Annotated in this window: 10 protein-coding genes and 1 pseudogene; 4 read left to right on the top strand and 7 right to left on the bottom strand. The window is 41.8% G+C overall.

The window, feature by feature from the left end; all coding sequences use genetic code 11:
• Positions 1–2,769, top strand: a pseudogene (locus tag ACQKEZ_RS05500) (beta strand repeat-containing protein); the annotation flags it as partial.
• A 27-nt stretch (positions 2,770–2,796) separates the two neighbouring features.
• Here ACQKEZ_RS05500 and ACQKEZ_RS05495 read toward each other — a convergent pair.
• The 7 genes from ACQKEZ_RS05495 to gltB all read right to left on the bottom strand — a co-directional run bounded on the left by ACQKEZ_RS05495 (position 2,797) and on the right by gltB (position 14,467).
• A complete protein-coding gene (locus ACQKEZ_RS05495) occupies positions 2,797–3,357 on the bottom strand; it encodes a CatB-related O-acetyltransferase (protein ID WP_427299267.1) in 561 nt (186 codons plus the stop codon).
• A gap of 57 nt (positions 3,358–3,414) precedes the next feature.
• Positions 3,415–4,797, bottom strand: a complete 1,383-nt coding sequence (locus tag ACQKEZ_RS05490) for an MATE family efflux transporter (protein ID WP_427299266.1) — start codon at positions 4,795–4,797, stop codon at positions 3,415–3,417.
• An 18-nt stretch (positions 4,798–4,815) separates the two neighbouring features.
• Entirely contained in the window at positions 4,816–6,300 is a 1,485-nt protein-coding gene (gene dacB, locus ACQKEZ_RS05485) for a D-alanyl-D-alanine carboxypeptidase/D-alanyl-D-alanine endopeptidase (protein WP_427299265.1), read from the bottom strand.
• Positions 6,301–6,436: 136 nt separating this feature from the next.
• Positions 6,437–7,423, bottom strand: coding sequence for a pectinesterase family protein (locus tag ACQKEZ_RS05480; RefSeq protein ID WP_427299264.1), 987 nt, complete (start codon positions 7,421–7,423; stop codon positions 6,437–6,439).
• A gap of 136 nt (positions 7,424–7,559) precedes the next feature.
• Complete coding sequence (locus tag ACQKEZ_RS05475; RefSeq protein ID WP_427299263.1) at positions 7,560–8,237, bottom strand: DUF421 domain-containing protein; 678 nt, start codon at positions 8,235–8,237, stop codon at positions 7,560–7,562.
• A 157-nt stretch (positions 8,238–8,394) separates the two neighbouring features.
• On the bottom strand, positions 8,395–9,879 hold the full coding sequence (gene gltD / locus ACQKEZ_RS05470; RefSeq protein ID WP_427299262.1) for a glutamate synthase small subunit: 1,485 nt from the start codon (positions 9,877–9,879) through the stop codon (positions 8,395–8,397).
• A gap of 16 nt (positions 9,880–9,895) precedes the next feature.
• Positions 9,896–14,467, bottom strand: coding sequence for a glutamate synthase large subunit (gene gltB, locus ACQKEZ_RS05465; RefSeq protein WP_427299261.1), 4,572 nt, complete (start codon positions 14,465–14,467; stop codon positions 9,896–9,898).
• Between the two features lie 152 nt (positions 14,468–14,619).
• On the opposite strand from gltB, the gene ACQKEZ_RS05460 reads away from it, so the two are divergent.
• The 3 genes from ACQKEZ_RS05460 (at position 14,620) to ACQKEZ_RS05450 (ending at position 19,178) form a co-directional block, all read left to right on the top strand.
• Positions 14,620–15,522: a LysR family transcriptional regulator gene (locus ACQKEZ_RS05460; RefSeq protein WP_427299260.1), complete on the top strand. Its 903-nt coding sequence runs from the start codon at positions 14,620–14,622 to the stop codon at positions 15,520–15,522.
• Positions 15,523–15,618: 96 nt separating this feature from the next.
• On the top strand, positions 15,619–17,346 hold the full coding sequence (locus ACQKEZ_RS05455) for an ABC transporter ATP-binding protein (protein ID WP_427299259.1): 1,728 nt from the start codon (positions 15,619–15,621) through the stop codon (positions 17,344–17,346).
• 2 nt (positions 17,347–17,348) lie between these two features.
• The gene (locus ACQKEZ_RS05450) at positions 17,349–19,178 is read left to right on the top strand and encodes an ABC transporter ATP-binding protein (RefSeq protein WP_427299258.1); all 1,830 of its coding nucleotides are present in this window, start codon (positions 17,349–17,351) and stop codon (positions 19,176–19,178) included.
• The last annotated feature ends 14 nt before the right edge of the window (positions 19,179–19,192 follow it).

The raw sequence follows: 19,192 nt of genomic DNA, 5'->3' as shown, positions 1-19,192 counted from the left end.
TAAACTGGACCTACTGGAGACACTGGTGCCACTGGCGTAACTGGTGCAACCGGACCTACTGGTGACACTGGTGCTACTGGTGTAACTGGACCTACTGGAGACACTGGTGCCACTGGCGTAACTGGTGCAACCGGATCTACTGGTGACACTGGTGCTACTGGTGTAACTGGACCTACTGGAGACACTGGTGCCACTGGCGTAACTGGTGCAACCGGACCTACTGGTGACACTGGTGCTACTGGTGTAACTGGACCTACTGGTGACACTGGTGCCACTGGCGTAACTGGTGCAACCGGATCTACTGGTGACACTGGTGCTACTGGTGTAACTGGCGCAACCGGTCCTACTGGAGATACGGGTGCCACTGGTGTAACTGGACCTACTGGAGATACGGGTGCCACTGGTGTAACTGGACCTACTGGAGACACTGGTGCCACTGGCGTAACTGGTGCAACCGGACCTACTGGTGACACTGGTGCTACTGGCGTAACTGGAGCAACCGGACCTACTGGTGCTACTGGTGTAACTGGACCTACTGGAGACACTGGTACCACTGGCGTAACTGGTGCAACCGGACCTACTGGAGATACAGGTGCTACTGGTGTAACTGGATCTACTGGTCCTACTGGAGATACGGGTGACACTGGTGCAACCGGACCTACAGGTGTAACTGGTGCTACTGGCGTAACTGGACCTACTGGAGACACTGGTGTAACTGGCGCAACCGGACCTACTGGTGACACTGGTGTAACTGGTGCTACTGGTGTAACTGGACCTACTGGAGACACTGGTGCCACTGGCGTAACTGGAGCAACCGGACCTACTGGTGATACAGGTGCCACTGGCGTAACTGGCGCAACCGGTCCTACTGGTGATACGGGTGCTACTGGCGTAACTGGAGCAACCGGACCTACTGGAGACACTGGTGTAACTGGAGCAACCGGACCTACTGGAGATACGGGTGTAACTGGAGCGACAGGTCCTACTGGTGACACTGGTGTAACTGGAGCAACCGGACCTACTGGTGATACAGGTGCCACTGGCGCAACTGGAGCAACCGGACCTACTGGTGACACTGGTGCTACAGGTGTAACTGGTGCAACCGGACCTACTGGAGATACGGGTGCTACTGGCGTAACTGGAGCAACCGGACCTACTGGTGATACTGGCGTAACTGGAGCAACCGGACCTACTGGTGATACTGGCGTAACTGGAGCAACCGGACCTACTGGTGATACAGGTGCCACTGGCGCAACTGGTGCAACCGGTCCTACTGGTGATACGGGTGTAACTGGAGCGACAGGTCCTACTGGTGACACTGGTGTAACTGGAGCAACCGGACCTACTGGTGTAACTGGACCTACTGGAGACACTGGTGCCACTGGCGTAACTGGTGCAACCGGAGTAACTGGCGCAACCGGTCCTACTGGTGACACTGGTGTAACTGGTGCAACCGGTCCTACTGGTGATACGGGTGCTACTGGCGTAACTGGACCTACTGGTGCCACTGGCGCAACCGGTCCTACTGGTGATACGGGTGCTACTGGCGTAACTGGAGCAACCGGACCTACTGGTGATACAGGTGCCACTGGCGCAACTGGTGCAACCGGTCCTACTGGTGATACAGGTGCCACTGGCGCAACTGGTGCAATCGGTCCTACTGGTGATACGGGTGCTACTGGCGTAACTGGAGCAACCGGACCTACTGGTGACACTGGTGTAACTGGTGCAACCGGTCCTACTGGTGATACGGGTGCTACTGGCGTAACTGGAGCAACCGGACCTACTGGCGCAACTGGTGCAACCGGACCTACTGGAGATACAGGTGCCACTGGCGCAACCGGTCCTACTGGTGATACGGGTGCTACTGGCGTAACTGGAGCAACCGGACCTACTGGTGACACTGGCGCAACTGGTGCAACCGGTCCTACTGGTGATACAGGTGCCACTGGCGCAACTGGACCTACTGGTCCTACTGGTGTAACTGGCGCAACCGGACCTACTGGTGCCACTGGCGCAACTGGTCCTACTGGTGTAACTGGTGACACTGGTGTAACTGGCGTAACTGGTGCAACCGGAGTAACTGGAGCAACCGGACCTACTGGTGATACGGGTGCTACTGGCGTAACTGGAGCAACCGGACCTACTGGTGATACAGGTGCCACTGGCGCAACCGGTCCGACTGGTGATACTGGTGCCACCGGCGCAACTGGTGCAACCGGACCTACTGGAGATACAGGTGCAACTGGTGCAACCGGTCCGACTGGTGCAACTGGTCCGACTGGTGCAACTGGTGTAACTGGAGCAACCGGACCTACTGGTGCAACTGGTGTAACTGGAGCAACCGGTCCGACCGGACCTACACAAACGGCACTATATGCTTCAAATACATCGGGTCCTACATTTATTACTGTTATTGGTGGAACAAATATTCCTTTACCAAATAACCAAAATATTAATGGGTTTTCTGCAAATGCATCTAATGATACATTTACTGTACAGCAAACTGGAAAATACTATATTACGTATCAAATTAATACTACAGTTGCACTTTTGGTCAACTCAAGGTTACTACTTAATGGTACAACTGCTATTCCAGGATCTATTCAATCACCAGTCCTCTCAACCACCATTCTTAGTAACACTTTAATTGTTAACTTAACAGCTGGAAATACAATTTCTTTACAACTTTTTGGTGTTATTGTAACAGCTGTTTTGATTGGTGGCGGAGCGACCGGTGCTTCTCTTACCATTATTCGCTTGAGTTAGATAGTCAAACAAAAAAGAAAGGCTTTTTCAGCCTTTCTTTTTCATATCTTGTAGAGCACTTATACATGTTTCAATGTCATTTGAAAGTAGCAAATCGAAAACAGTTTGAAGCTTTGGAAGTTCAAAATCCCACCAAGCCAAAGATTCTAATTTTTCAATGATATCATCTGAGAATCGATATTTAATTAGTTTTTGAGGATTGCCAGCAACGATTCCATATGACGGAACATCTTTTGTTACAACACAATGAGCACCAATCACTGCACCATTTCCTATGGATACACCTGACATAATCGTTGCGCCATGACCAATCCACACATCATGACCGATTTGAACATCACCTTTTGACCGAGGGTGTCCTTGAATATGTGTTGCCTCTTTAAACATTTGATTAAAAGGATACGTCGTGACCCAATCTGTGCGGTGCTCTCCTCCAAGAAAAATTTTCACTTTATCGGCAATTGAGCAAAACTTCCCGATTCGCAACGTTGTACCCTCACCCCATGAAAACACGTGAAAATCTGTACCACAATAAGAAAAATCACCAATTTCATAATGTGCTAAATCACTTCTCTGATTCAGATACATACAAGACCTCCTAAACATTCGATCTTCATTATGTATATGTGCTGAAACATGAATCAATTATGATTGAATGAGCGCGACAATCTGTTTTTTCTTCCACACTAGCATGTAATAGCTATACTGAAGTAGTAGATTAACGAGAAATGCTGCTGGGTATCCAATCCAGATCCCTTTAATGCCTAAGTTAGTGTGGTGAGAAAGGAAATAAGCAACAGGCACTTCGACGAGCCAGATGGAACAAATACTAAAAATAGTTGGCCATAATACGGTTCCACTAGCCCTCATTGTTGCGGCAATCATTTGCGTCGTACCAAAAATTAAATAGCTCCAAAGTGTCATCACTACTAAACTATAGGCGATATCAATCGTTTGACGATCTGTTAAAAATACAGATAAGATTTGCGGAGCAAATACATAGACGAATATGATAATGAACCCGCCAATGGCTAAATTAAGCCCTAGACCGACTTTAATGACATCCTTTAAACGAGTTAGTTCTCCCGCACCAATAGATTGAGCAGCAAAGATAGAAACAGCTATACCTAAACTAATTGCTGGCATTTGTACATAACTGACCACTTGATTGACTACACCATAAGCAGCTGTTGCCTGTGAGCCATAGTCATTTACAAAGGAGATCACAGCAATTTCAGATAGTGATACCAAAATCATATTAATACTTGACGGGATGCTTAATTTCAGTAATGTTTTTAACAAACTCCCCTTCATGATTAAGTGTTTTCGTACAGATGCATCTATTCGTAATGGGTGTTTCTTTTTCATTAAATAGATTTGTAGAATGGCAAATGTAATAATCGTCGAAATGACGGATGAATATGCCGCACCGTATAAACCGAATGCCGGTAGACCAAGCCAGCCAAATAGCAGGATAGGCAGAAGTACGATATTCATTCCTGTACTAATCATAAGAAAATAAAATGGTGTTTTTGAATCACCAGTACCTCTTAAAAAGGTCGTATAAACAAAATAAAGAAACAAAATTGGCATTGAAATAAACAAAATTCTTGCGTATGCTGTGCTTTCATTAATGATGTTTGCAGGTGTTCCCATTAGTTTCAAAATATCGGCTGCAAAAATCCCTCCAACAATCGCAAGACACAAGCCCATTAGAAAAGTAAATGAGAGTGTTGTCCCGATGATTTCCTTTACTTTCTGTTCGTTTTTTGCCCCATATGCCTGCCCAATCAAGATTGAACTGCCTGAGCCGATCCCAATTGAAAAGGAAACAAGTAAAAAGAAAAGCGGAAAGAACGCTGAGATGGCTGCAACAGCGTTCTCTCCAATCCATCTTCCAACAAGAACAATGGAAACAAGCTGACCAATGGATTGTAAAATATTGCTTAATAGCAATGGAACAAGAAATATGGACATGGTCTTTAAAAGTGAATCATTTTTTAATGCTTGATCGTAATCAGAAGTCATGGTGTTCTCCTTCTCCTTCTATTTGCTATTCGCTAAAATCGTCACAATCTTATCTTCAATGTCTTTTCCTTTCTCATCATCAATGAGATGATTCAGCAAGATAGAGAAAACGAGTTCTCTCCCGTTTTCCAACTGGATGTATCCTGACAATGTGCTGACAGTCGACAAGGAGCCAGTCTTTGCTTTCACTTTTTCTAAAGTGGCAGGGTCCTTTAATCTATTTCTTAAAGTTCCGCCAACCATCCTATCACTCGCACCAGCGAGTGGAAGTGCATGTAGATACACAGGATACCACTCTTCTTTTTTTATTTTTGTCAGAAACAATGATAACTGGTTGGCAGAAATGAGATTCATATGTGAAATACCAGATCCATCTCTTAGCACAACTTGGTCTGTTTCGATGCCAAATGCCGGCAAACGCTCTGTGAGCACATCAAGTCCATCCTCAAAGCTACCTTTATTTTTTACATGTTTACCCAATTCCTTTAACAGTACTTCGGCATGACCATTGTTACTCAATTTCATCATAGGGACAAGGAGCCGTGATAAAGGGATGGATTCATGTGAAGCGATCTTCTTTGCTTTTTTTGGTACTACGCCTGTTTCTACCTTTCCTTTGATTTGAATTCCCTCTGCCTTTAGTGCACGTTTCATTAAGTCTATCGCATAATTGGTTGGTTCCCAAAGTGCAACCCACTGTCTTGATGAGCTTGCATGAACAGGAATCGACCCTTTTATGATTACTTTGTTTGAACCGTGTGCACGTTCGAAGGTAACATCCTTTTTTCCATCAACAGAAACGGTTTTCACCTGATTAATGATTTGTACGGTGTTTGTTTGAGGAATGGTCTCATAAGAAGCGGCATGACCAGCTTTTTTTGCCGGTTTTACCTCAAGGATCATAGTACCTGCATCATAATCCGTATTCGGAGAAGCTGTAAGTGCAGATATTTGTGCACCATAATATTTATCTTCGTCACTCCATGGTAGATCAATCGAATATCTTGTATCATCATACCATGTATCATCCGCAATTAAATTTCCTTTAATGGTGTGGATTCCAGCCTTCTTTACTTGTTTGGCTAAATCAATAAAGTCTTTCTCTAATAACGTTGGGTCTCCTTTTCCCTGTAAATAAAGGTCTCCTTTTAGGCTGTTATTTTTGAGTTGACCATCTATCCATACGTTTGTTGGAAAAGTATAATCTTCACCAAGAACATCAAGGGCAATGGCAGAAGTGAGTAGTTTCATATTAGAAGCAGGAGTGAGCCTTGTATTGGCATCGTGTTCGTAAAGAAGAGAGGCATTAGAAGTGTCTCGGACGCTAATTCCTGAAATGGTACCGTCCAGTGCAGGTTCTGTTCGAATGAATTCATCTAATTCATTTATCCATTTGACTTGTCCATCATTTGCAACGACCTGTTCATTTTTCATCGAAACAGGAAGAATGAACATTGAAAAAATACACAAAAGAACAAAAATCAACTGTATTGCACGTTTCATGTAATACCTCCTTTTACGCATGGTGATGTAAACGCTAAAAGATTATGTTTATTATACACAAAAGAACATTTGTTCTCAAATGTTTTTCAGACAGAAAAGTCAGCTTTCATAGACGAAAACTGACAAGTTGTTCATTTTATTTCTCCGGGTTCCATCCATCGTTTCCTGAAAGTACAGATTGAACAGTGATGTTGTTTGCTTCATGATTTGTTAGTATTTTTGCCCATCGCACACGTTGACTTATATTGCTTCCAGGCCCTTTAGAGCCGAACTCGCTATAACGAGCAGTTTTTTCGTTTTCTGGATTATTCCAATTATGCCATCCCTCTGGCTTGATATGCTGCCCCATATCTGTATGGAGGAAAATAACGGCTGAATGTGGTCTCCAAGGGCGCCCGAGATACACTGAATGTGAAGCAATGTCCCCTTTTGTCAATTTTGATTCAATAAAAACATAACCGTATTTTTGTGTATTTGTTGTTGATGCTGCTGTAATATATCCATTCCCGATGCTTTTTATTTCAGATTGTTTAAAAACAGCCGTTGCTGATCCAAAGATAAAATCAACTGTTCCTTCGATATAACAATTCACATAATATTGTCTTCCAGTTCCTGTAGCATACAGTGTATCTTGATAACCAAGTACACGCACGTTTTTAAGAATTGCACGATCTCCCGAAACATAAAGAGCAACTGCCTGCCCAGCATTTCTTCCAGCAGTATTTTGAAAAGTGATATTCTCAGCATGAAAATGGTCTGCTTGAATCATTGTGCTTGAACTATTTGTTGTACTTCCACTGCTAGCGTTGGTGTCATCATAAGTCAAGATGGTGGTATGTTTATTTTCACCAATGAAGGAAACAAATGGTTTGTTTTTAGGGAGTAAAATCTTTTCTTTATAGGTGCCATTTTTAATGAAAATCGTTGTAGGCTCCTGGTTATGATTAGGGATAGCATCAATAGCAGCTTGAACCGTACGGAACGATCCAGAGCCCTTTTGATCAACGATCAACAACCTTTTTACCAGTTTATTTTTGGCAGACGCTTCCTGACTGATTGGACAAAAAAGCAGAAATGAAATAACAACCAACAGACTCCATCTTACGTACTTCCATAGCAACATACCTCATCCTTTCCACTATCATTTTTGCAAACGCTTCCATTTTATCATGTGCTTGTTTTTTTGTAATGATTAAATTGGCTTGGTTAATAAATAAAAAAACACCCACCAGTAATATGAAGTGGATGTTATCAAGTGACTAATCGTATTTTGTGACATAAATGCCTTCTTTTTCAATCCATTCGCAAAATAAAACATCTTTATACGATGAAACATGTTTATGTTTAAGCTCATCTCTTAACCACGTTTCGTCAAACCCTGCTTCCTGTAAGTCTTTTTTGAGAATTTCACCATCAATGATAAAGGTTCTAGGTAATTTGACTTCTTTTAGTTTCACGTTCACATCTTTTGATGTTGCCGGAGCGTATTGTGCTTTGGGTAGAACACTAATTGAGCCATCTGTTTCTAAAATGGCATATTCAATTTCATTTAATGCAAAGTGGCCTTTCGCACGAATAAGCGTTTGTAATTGATTGAGATCAAGCATATTTTTTTTAAGCCGTTTATAATGGATTTTCCCTTTGTTAATCACAAGAGTTGGTCTTCCCTCTAAAAATGCACGTATTGATTTGAACTTCTGTGAAAACCATTCTACTGTATAGATGAGCACGCCCCAAACAGCGACGGCAAATAAAATATGCAAAATACTCACCTCTTGATCAAAAATTGCATTACCGACCATTTCACCTAAAATAAGCGCAGAAATGAAGTCAAAGGGGGTGATTTGAGCGAATTGTGTTTTTCCAAGTAATTTCGTGATAAAAAACAAAGCGAAAAATCCGACGAGTAGTTCAATAAATATATTAAAAAATGGCATAGCGGGTCCTTCCTCTCACAATTGCTTCTGTCAACAGTTTCGACATGTTGGGAAAGATTTAAACACGTTTTTAATTACAAAGAATGTTGCCACACGTAAAAAGCCATGACCTGATGAGGGTCATGACTTTTTTATATCGTTAATCCCTTTGTTTGACCTATTTTGGTAGAACCGTACTCCCCATTAAATAACGATCTACCTCATGTGCTACTTGTCTGCCTTCATTAATTGCCCAGACAATTAGACTTTGACCGCGTCTTGCATCTCCCGCTGCAAAAACACCTTCGACTTTTGTTGTATATTCCCCATATGTTGCTTCAATGCGATTGTTTTTGCTGTCAATACCAAAATGCTTAATAAGTGGCTGTTCAGTTCCCTCAAAACCAATCGCAATAAATACTAACTGAGCTGGCCATACTTTTTCTGTCCCTGGGATTTCGTGAAATTCGAATTTCCCCTGATCATTTTTCACTTTTTCCATTTGAATCGTATGAAGCTCTTTTAATTTTCCGTTTTTGTCCGCCACCATTTTTGTTGTTTGAATGGAATATTGGCGTGGGTCTTCTCCAAATTTCGCTTGTGCCTCTTCGTAAGCATAATCAAGAGAGAAGACATGAGGTTGTTCAGGCCACATATTATCCCCTACACGTATATCTGGGAGCTTTGGATGCTTCCCAAATTGAACAACACTTTTTGCTTTTTGGCGAAGTGCTGTTGCCACGCAGTCGGCACCAGTATCTCCCCCGCCAATGACAATGACATCTTTTCCCTTTGCATCAATAAATTTCTTATCTTTAAAACCTGAATCTAGCATACTTTTGGTTGCAAAGGTTAAGTAATCCATTGCTAAATGAATGCCTTTTGCCTCTCGACCCTCAATTAAAAGATCACGTTGTTTTTGTGCACCTGTACAGAGGATGACCGCATCAAATTGCTCTTTTAATTCATCTGCTGTTATATGGATGCCGACTTCAGTATTTGTGACAAAGTCGATTCCTTCTTGTCTAAGAAGCTTTACTCTGCGTTCAACAATCTCTTTATCTAACTTCATATTTGGAATCCCGTATGTGAGAAGTCCACCTAGTCGATCAGATCTTTCAAATACAGTGACTGAATGTCCTGCCTGATTCAGCTGATCTGCACTGGCAAGACCGGCTGGACCCGAGCCGACAATGGCCACTTTTTTCCCTGTTCGAAGAGAAGGTACTCTTGGTGTAATCCATCCATTTTCAAAGCCTTTATCAATGATCGTACGCTCTATGTTTTTGATAGAAACCGCAGGATCATTAATGGCAACAGTGCATGAACCTTCACATGGTGCTGGGCAGACTCTGCCTGTGAATTCAGGGAAATTATTCGTTTTTTGAAGTCTCTCTAGTGCTTCCTTCCATCTGCCACGATATACAAGGTCATTCCACTCTGGAATGAGATTGTATATTGGGCAGCCAGAAACGCCGCCCCGTAGTTCCATACCAATTTGACAAAACGGTGTGCCGCAATCCATACATCTAGCGCCTTGCTTCTTTAATGCTTCATCTGTATAAGGAGTAGAATATTCCTTCCAATCATTTTGACGAGTGAGAGGGTCACGTTCATTTGGCTTTTCTCGCTTATATTCCATAAAACCTGTTGCTTTGCCCACTATCCTCTCCCCTTTCTTAATGAGCAAGGGCTGCTTTTTGCCCGTTTGCCGTTTCTTTATTTTTCGGTTTTGTATTTGCTTCAAAGGCGAACATGACAGCTTCATCATGGCTTAAGCCAGCATTTTTCTGCTCTTCAATGCTTTGAAGCATCATTTTGTAGTTTCTCGGAATAATTTTCACCAGTTGTTCTTTTTCATTTTCCCAGTTTTTAAGCAAATTTGCTGCTTTTGTACTGTTTGTGTAATCAAGATGCTCCTTGATCATTTGTTTGACTTCTTGTTCTTCTTTATGATCTGTCAGCTTCTCAAACATGATCATTTCCATGTTGCACATTCTCTTGAACTGTTTCATATCGGCTGTATGCACATAAGCAACCCCACCGGACATACCTGCACCGAAGTTTTTGCCGACATCCCCTAAAATGACAACACGTCCTCCAGTCATGTATTCACAGCCGTGATCGCCAATTCCTTCAACAACGACATTTGCACCAGAGTTCCGAACAGCAAATCTTTCCCCTGCCCGTCCATTGATGTAGGCTTTTCCGCTAGTTGCACCATAAAACGCTACGTTTCCGACAATCACGTTGTCGTGTCCTTTTTGAACAAAGTCATCTGACGTTTTAACGGTGATCTTGCCGCCAGAAAGCCCTTTACCAATATAGTCGTTTGCATCGCCTGTTAGATAAAGTGACATGCCTTTTGGAACAAAAGCACCAAAGCTTTGCCCTGCTGAACCTGTAAAACGAAGTGTAATCGTATCTTCAGGTAAACCTTCCTCGCCGTAACGTTTGGAGACTTCGCTGCCTGTGATTGTTCCTGTCACTCGGTTTATATTCCGAATTTGAAGAGATAGGTCAACCGGTGTTTGATGGTCGAGCGCTTCTTGAACGTATGGAAGAATTTCATTTATATCTAATGATTCATCAATTTTATGATTTTGAGGTGTTCTAAATGTACGTGCACCCTCTGGTTGATAAAGTAATGTGTCTAAGTTAAGTTGCCCTGCTTTCCAGTGTGCTTTTGCACGTTCACTTACATGCAAGACGTCTGTTCGGCCAATCAGTTCATCCATTGATTTAAAGCCCAGTTCAGCAAGAATTTCTCTTACTTCCTCTGCGATAAACATCATGAAATTCACAACATGATCAGGATTACCCATGAATTTCTTACGAAGCTCTGGGTTTTGTGTTGCAACGCCGACAGGACAAGTATCTAAATGGCATGCTCGCATCATAACGCAACCTAAGACAACAAGTGGTGCGGTCGCAAAACCGTACTCCTCTGCCCCTAAAATCGCAGCCATGACCACATCACGACCCGTCATTAGCTTTCCATCTGTTTCAAGAACGACACGTTCGCGAAGTCCATTTAAAACGAGCGTTTGATGTGCTTCAGCAAGACCAAGCTCCCAAGGAAGACCAGTATGTTTAATACTTGTTTTCGGTGATGCCCCTGTTCCGCCATCATATCCACTAATGACGATGACATCCGCGGTTCCTTTTGCCACTCCTGCTGCAATCGTTCCAACGCCTGTTTTTGACACAAGTTTGACGCTAATACGTGCGTTGCGATTGGCATTTTTCAAATCATGGATTAGCTGGGCTAGATCTTCAATTGAATAGATATCATGATGCGGTGGTGGTGAAATCAGTCCAACACCCGGTGTTGATCCGCGGACATTTGCAACCCAAGGGTACACTTTGTTACCTGGTAATTGTCCACCTTCACCTGGCTTTGCCCCTTGTGCCATTTTAATTTGCAGTTCATTTGCATTCACCAAGTAGTGGCTTTTCACACCGAAGCGTCCTGATGCAATTTGTTTAATAGCACTTCGTCGATCATCACCATTTTCATCGATTATAAAACGTGCAGGGTCTTCTCCGCCTTCTCCGCTGTTGCTTTTTCCGCCTATTCGGTTCATGGCAATAGCAAGTGCCTCATGCGCTTCTTTACTTAAAGAACCAAAGGACATCGCACCTGTTTTAAATCGTCGAACAATTGATTCAGCAGATTCAACCTCTTCAAGGCGAACTGGCTCATGTTTAAAATCGAAAGCGAACAAGTTTCGGAGGAAGCCCATTCTTTCTTCATCCGCAGCTTTTGTATATTGTTTGAATAGATCGTAATCCTCATTACGGCATGCCCACTGAAGTGTGTGAATGGTTTTTGGGTTAAAGGCATGGTGCTCGCCATTTTTACGCCACTGGAACTCACTACCTGATTCAAGTGTTTGATCTGAAACAGCTTGATAACCTTGTTTGTGACGAAGTTTTGCTTCGCTTGCTATCGTCTCAAGGTCGATACCACCTAGCTGAGATGCAGTGCCTGTGAAATATTCTTCAATCACTGCTTCGCTAATGCCAACGGCTTCGAAAATTTGAGCACCTCTATAGCTTTGTACAGTGGATATTCCCACTTTTGACATCACCTTGACGACACCTTCAGTGATACTTTTCCCAAATTTCGTCACAGCCTCATCAAAACTAATTGAGATCGTTTCATCTACTACAAGTTTTTTGTATGTTTCATATACAAGGTAAGGATGAATTGCGTCAGCACCGTAGCCGATCAGTGCGGCAAAATGATGCACTTCTCTCACTTCACCAGATTCAACGATAAGGCTTACTTTTGTTCTTAATCCCCTACGAACAAGATACTGATGAAGAGCACTAAGTGCGAGAAGAGATGGGGTAGGAGTCTTTCCTTCTGTCATCTCACGATCAGATAAGATCAGTAGTGAAACCCCTCCACGGATCGCCTTCTCCGCTTCTTCAAACATAGCGTCCAGTCCACGCTTTAAATCATCTGTAAAGAGTGTGTGAATGGTTTTGCTTTTAAAGGCATTGTGCACAATGGTTTTTAAGCCATTAAATTGTCCGCTTGTTAGAACAGGTGTATATAGTTTAATTCTACGGCAAGAATATTCATTCGGATGTAGAATGTCACCTTCTGCACCAAGCCATGTCATCGTTGATGTAACAAGCTGTTCGCGAATTGCATCAATTGGTGGATTCGTGACTTGAGCAAAGAGTTGTTTGAAATAATTAAATAATGATTGAGGACGATCTGATAAAACGGCTAATGGTGTGTCACTTCCCATCGAGCCAATTGGATCTTTTCCTTCCTCTAATAAAGGAATTAAATATTTTTGAATGTCTTCATATGTGTAATGAAATGCACGCTGACGAACGAGCAAATCTTCTATTAGACTAGAATTTTCTGAATTTTCTTCAGCTCGATTGACATGAACCATTTCTTCATCGAGCCATTTCTGATAAGGAAGCTCATTTGCAATCGTTGATTTAACCTCTTCATCCGCAATAATTCTTCCTTCTTCAAGATCAATCAACAGCATTTTTCCTGGTTCAAGACGGTCTTTGTATTTGACATCCGCTTCATTTGTCTCAATGACACCAACCTCTGAAGAAAAAATGATATGATCGTCATTTGTGACATAATATCTTGCTGGTCTTAAACCGTTACGATCTAAAATTGCACCAATTTGTTTACCATCAGTGAAGGAAATCGCTGTAGGTCCATCCCAAGGCTCCATTAATGAACTATGATATTCATAAAATGCGCGTTTTTCTTTAGACATGTGCGTGTTTTCAGTCCATGGTTCTGGAATGAGCATCATTGCCGCATGTGCTGGTGAGCGCCCTGCTAGAACAAAGAATTCAAATGCATTATCTAAAATAGAAGAGTCACTTCCGTCTACATTCAGCACTGGTAAAATCTTTTCCAAATCGTCACCAAACACTTCTGATACGAATTGTTGTTCTCTTGCTTTCATCCAGTTCATGTTTCCACGCAATGTGTTGATCTCCCCGTTATGAATTAAGTAACGGTTTGGATGCGCTCGTTCCCAGGTTGGAAATGTGTTCGTACTAAATCTTGAGTGGACGAGTGAAAAGGCAGAAACAAATGCTTCATCTTGCAAATCAAGGTAAAAATCATCGACTTGATCAGATGTTAAAAGCCCTTTATAAACAATTGTCTGACTAGACAAGCTAACAAAGTAAAATTGTTTTTCTTCTTTCGTTCCCCAGTTTTCCGCTTGTTTACGAATGATATATAATTTTCTTTCGAATGAAAGACTGTCAGTTAGCTTCTCATTCGCACCAATAAACACTTGTTTAACGATAGGACAGCTTTTTGTTGCGACAGTTCCGATTTTTCCGACATTTATAGGTACAGTTCTCCAGCCAATTAACGTTTGGCCTTCTTGTTTAATCAATTGATTGATTTGCTGTTCGATTGACTGACGAGTTTTCTCATCATCATCTTTTGAAAAGAAAACCATTCCTACCCCGTAACGGCCTTTTTCTGGAAGATTAAAGTCGATGCAGCTTTTTCTAAAGAAAGCATCTGGTAGTTGTACCATTAAACCGGCACCATCTCCTGTATGTGGATCACTACCTTGCCCACCGCGATGGTCGAGCTGGCATAGCATCTGTAATCCTTTCTTGACAATGCTGTGTGTCGCTTTCCCTTTTAAATGTGCGTACAGTCCGATTCCGCATGCATCATGTTCAAATTCAGGACGGTAGAGACCTTGTGGTTGTGGTAATTGATTATAAGTCATCGTTTCTCTCCCCCGCTTAAAAGATCCGTTTTTTCTCAAGTAATAAAATCTCACAAACTCTGTAACTTATTTTAAGTTTTCAAATTAATATAAACAATATATAATTTAGATTAAAACAATCTCTTTTTGAGATAGATGGGTGTGAACTGAAAATGGAGCTTCGTCAATTGCGTTATTTTATCGAGGTAGCTAACCGTGAACATGTGTCAGAAGCCGCAGAAAACTTGCACGTTGCTCAATCTGCTATTAGCCGGCAAATCGCTAACTTAGAAGAAGAACTCGGTGTTTCTTTATTTGAGCGTGAGGGCCGTAACATTAAATTGACACCGATTGGCAGACAATTTTTAGATCATGTGAGAATTGCTCTGAAAGCCATTGATTATGCAAAAGAGCAAATAGATGAATATTTGAACCCTCACAAAGGGACCGTAAACATTGGTTTCCCCACAAGTCTTGCAAGCCAGGTACTCCCTTCAGTGATTTCTGCTTTTAAAGAGGAATATCCAGAAGTAGATTTTTTACTCCGTCAAGGATCATATAAATTTCTGATTGAGGCAGTGAAAAATCGAGATATTGAACTAGCTTTTTTAGGGCCGGTTCCAACGAATCACCCTGACATTGAAGGAAATATTTTATTTTCTGAAAGCATCTATGCCCTATTGCCGATCAGTCACCCATTCAGCAAACAACAAAGTCTTCATCTAAGTGACCTCAGAAATGATCATTTCGTGTTATTTCCTGACGGCTACGTGCTTAGACAGATTGCGGTGGATGCATGTAAACAGGCTGGGTTTCAACCAAAGATTTCTTCTGTTGGTGAAGATTTAGATGCAATAAAAGGTCTCGTATCTGCCGGTATGGGGGTTACACTTTTACCCGAAAGTGCCTTTTATGAAACAACACCTCGGTTTACCGTGAAAGTTCCAATTGAATTCCCGCAAGTGAGGCGAACCGTTGGGATTATTGCTTCTAAAACTAAAGAAATGTCACCTTCAGCAAATGATTTTTATCATTTTGTGAAGGATTTCTTTTCTAAAATTGAACAGTATAAATAAATCATTTTAAAAAGACATTTCATTTGTAGAAGTTATAACTCGTTGTATATGATGGAACTTAAGGAACTCAGACTATTAAGAAAGAAAGGTTTTTCGATGAAATCAATTTTATCTTTTTTAAAGCCATATCGACTATCTGTTTTTTTCATTGTCGTTCTCACCTTTATTAGTAGCATGCTTCAGTTGTATTTACCTACACTGACTGCCGACATTGTGGATGTCGGAATTGTTCAAGGGGATATCGGTTATATATGGAAGGTTGGCGGCTGGATGATCGGCTGCTCACTTCTTGCTATTTTATTAACCATATGGAAATCCTATCTCTCGTCAAAGACGGCACTTAGCTTTGGTCGAGATATGAGAAGACAGCTATTTGTACATGTTGAACAATTTTCTTTAGAAGAATTTCAAAAAATCGGTACATCTTCCTTTGTTACACGAACAACGAATGATGTGAAGCAGGTCCAAGATGTCACCATTATGATTCTGCAAATGATGACAAGAGCGCCTCTTATGCTAATTGGCGGTATTATTTTAGCCGTTACAAGAGATGCTGTACTCTCTCTGATCTTCTTAGCATCACTTCCCCTTCTTGGAGGATTTATCTTTCTCATCTCTAGAAAGGCCATTCCGCTTTTCGGTTTGATGCAAAAGAAAACAGACCGGCTCAATTTAATTATGAGAGAATCGCTTTCTGGTATTCGAGTTGTTAGAGCATTTAATCGTGTAGAAGATGAAAAACAACGATTCCAAGATGCCAATACATCTTATAAAGAAACAGGACTTGCAGTAAACCGTTTGATGTCTTACCTATTTCCATTCATGCTGATCATCATGAACTTTACGAGCATTGCGATTGTTTGGGTAGGTGCGAATCGCATTGATGCTGGGAATATGGAGGTTGGAAATCTCATTGCCTTTCTTCAATATGCAACGATGATTTTAATGGCACTCATCATGCTCTCAATGAGCTTTATTATGGTGCCTAGAGCGCAAGCATCTGCTAAGAGAATGAATGAAGTATTAAGCATGGAACCAGCCATCAAAGATTCACATCATACAACATTGGATCATGATCAAAAAAGACAGTCCATTTGTTTTGATGATGTCACGTTTTATTATTCAAATGCGGAAAAACCTGCTGTTGAAGGAATTTCCTTTGAAGCACAGGTTGGCGAAACGACAGCCATTATTGGGAGCACAGGTGCAGGAAAAACAACTTTACTTCAATTAATGACTCGTTTTTATGAAGTTGATCAAGGCAAGATTACTATAAATGGGACTGACATTAAACAATTACCTCAGGAAGTATTACGTCGCCAAATGGGCTATGTTTCACAAAAAGCAGTTCTTTTTAGCGGAACAATTGCGGATAATGTTCGCTTTGGCAAGCAGGATGCCAGCGATGAGGAAATTTGGCAAGCTTTACAGACAGCCCAAGCAGAGGATTTTGTACTGGAAAAAGAAGACGGGATTCATGCAGAGGTTGATCAAGGTGGATCCAACCTTTCAGGCGGGCAAAAACAACGGTTATCAATTGCAAGAGCGCTCGTTCGGAAGCCGGCATTTTATTTGTTTGATGACAGTTTTTCTGCACTTGATTATCAGACAGATGCAAAGCTTAGAAAGGCACTTGAGGCTGAAAAGGAGCAATCTGCGTTAATTATTGTTGCTCAGCGGATTAGTACCGTGAAACATAGCGACAAGATCATTGTGCTTGATGAAGGGAAAATTGCAGGTGTTGGTACACATGATCAGCTTCTTCGTGACAATGTGATTTATCAGGAAATTGTCGCATCACAGGAAGGACAGGAGGTGCAGTAAGAATGAGTAAAAAGATGTCTTCTGGTATGGGGCATAAAGGCGGTCACCCAAAAGGTCCAATCGCCAAACCACGAGAATTCAAAAAGACGTTGATTCGTTTAATTGGTTATTTAAAGCCACGAAAATTGAAACTCTTGGTCGTTCTATTTGCTGCGATTGGCTCAACTGTCTTTAATGTGATCAGTCCAAAATTGCTTGGAGATGCCACCTCCTCCCTTTTTGATAGTTTTACACAAGGAACGAGTGTCCAATTTGATGTCATCTCACGCATTTTACTGTTGCTTGTCTTGCTCTATGTCATTGCTTCCATTTTTTCTTTTATTCAGCAATATGTCATGGCAGGCGTATCACAGCAGACAATCGCCGAACTGCGGCAAGAGGCGAATGAAAAGCTATCACGTCTTCCACTTAAATATTTTGATAAGACGACACATGGAGATACGCTAAGCAGAGTAATGAATGACATTGACAACATCAATACATCGCTTCAACAAGCATTGACCCAAGTGATCACGTCTGTGATTACAGTCATTGGGATTATTGTGATGATGCTATTCATTAGCCCATTGTTAACGCTCCTTGTCTGTTTAACATTGCCGCTTAGTTTGGTGGTCATCCGAGGCATAACTTCTTTCTCGCAAAAGCACTTTAAAGCACAGCAAAAAGAGCTTGGAATGATAAATGGCCATATCAATGAGATGTTTACAGGTCATCAGACAGTACGAGCATATGGCTATGAAAGAAAAGCCATTGATACATTTGATCAATTAAATGAACAGTTATATGAATCATCAAGAAAAGCACAATTCATCTCTGGTCTGATGATGCCAATGATGACCTTTATTGGTAACCTCGGTTACGTTGCTGTCAGCGTAGCTGGTGGAATCTTTGTGATTAATGGTAGTATTCGTGTCGGTGATGTTCAGGCGTTTATCCAATACACACAACAGATGTCTCAGCCGCTTGTGCAAGCATCCAGTGTGGCGAACCTGATTCAGTCAGCAATCGCATCTGCTGAGAGGGTATTTGACATATTAGATGAAGACGAAGAAAGTGTTGAAAAGGATGCAGACATAGATCTTGATGTACTATCAGGGGATGTCTCTTTTGAAGGTGTCCAGTTTGGCTATGATGCAGAGCAGCCTATTATCAAAAACTTAAACTTACATGTAAATGAAGGTCAAACAGTCGCCATTGTTGGACCAACAGGTGCTGGTAAAACAACAATTATTAACTTACTGATGCGCTTTTATGAATTGGATCAAGGGGCTATTCGGATTGGAAGTCAAAAAACGACTGATTTAAGCCGGAAGCAAGTACGTGATTTATTTGCCATGGTTCTTCAAGATACTTGGCTGTTTGAAGGAACGATTTATGAAAACATTGCTTATGGTAAAGAACACGCGACGAAGGAAGAAATCATAAGAGCCGCGAAAAATGCGTATGCAGACGATTTTATTCGTACGCTACCTGATGGATATGACACACTTTTAACCGAAGATGCCGGCAACCTTTCACAAGGTCAACGTCAGCTTCTGACGATTGCACGTGCTATTCTTTCTGATCCGAAGATTCTTATCTTAGATGAAGCCACTAGCAGTGTCGACACTCGGACGGAAATGCATATTCAAAAAGCAATGAACAAACTCATGCAAGGCAGAACAAGTTTTGTGATTGCGCACCGACTTTCAACCATTAAAGATGCAGACCTGATTTTAGTGATGAAAGATGGAACCATTATTGAAAAAGGCACCCATGATGAACTTTTAACCAAGCGAGGATTTTATGCAGAATTATATATGAGCCAGTTTACAGAAAGTGATGTCAGCTAAGTGTCAAAGCTCCC

It is taken from the genome of Bacillus sp. NPDC077027, assembly GCF_050269555.1.
In the GTDB taxonomy this organism is placed as follows: domain Bacteria; phylum Bacillota; class Bacilli; order Bacillales; family Bacillaceae; genus Bacillus.
This window is presented reverse-complemented; position numbering and strand designations above follow the sequence as displayed.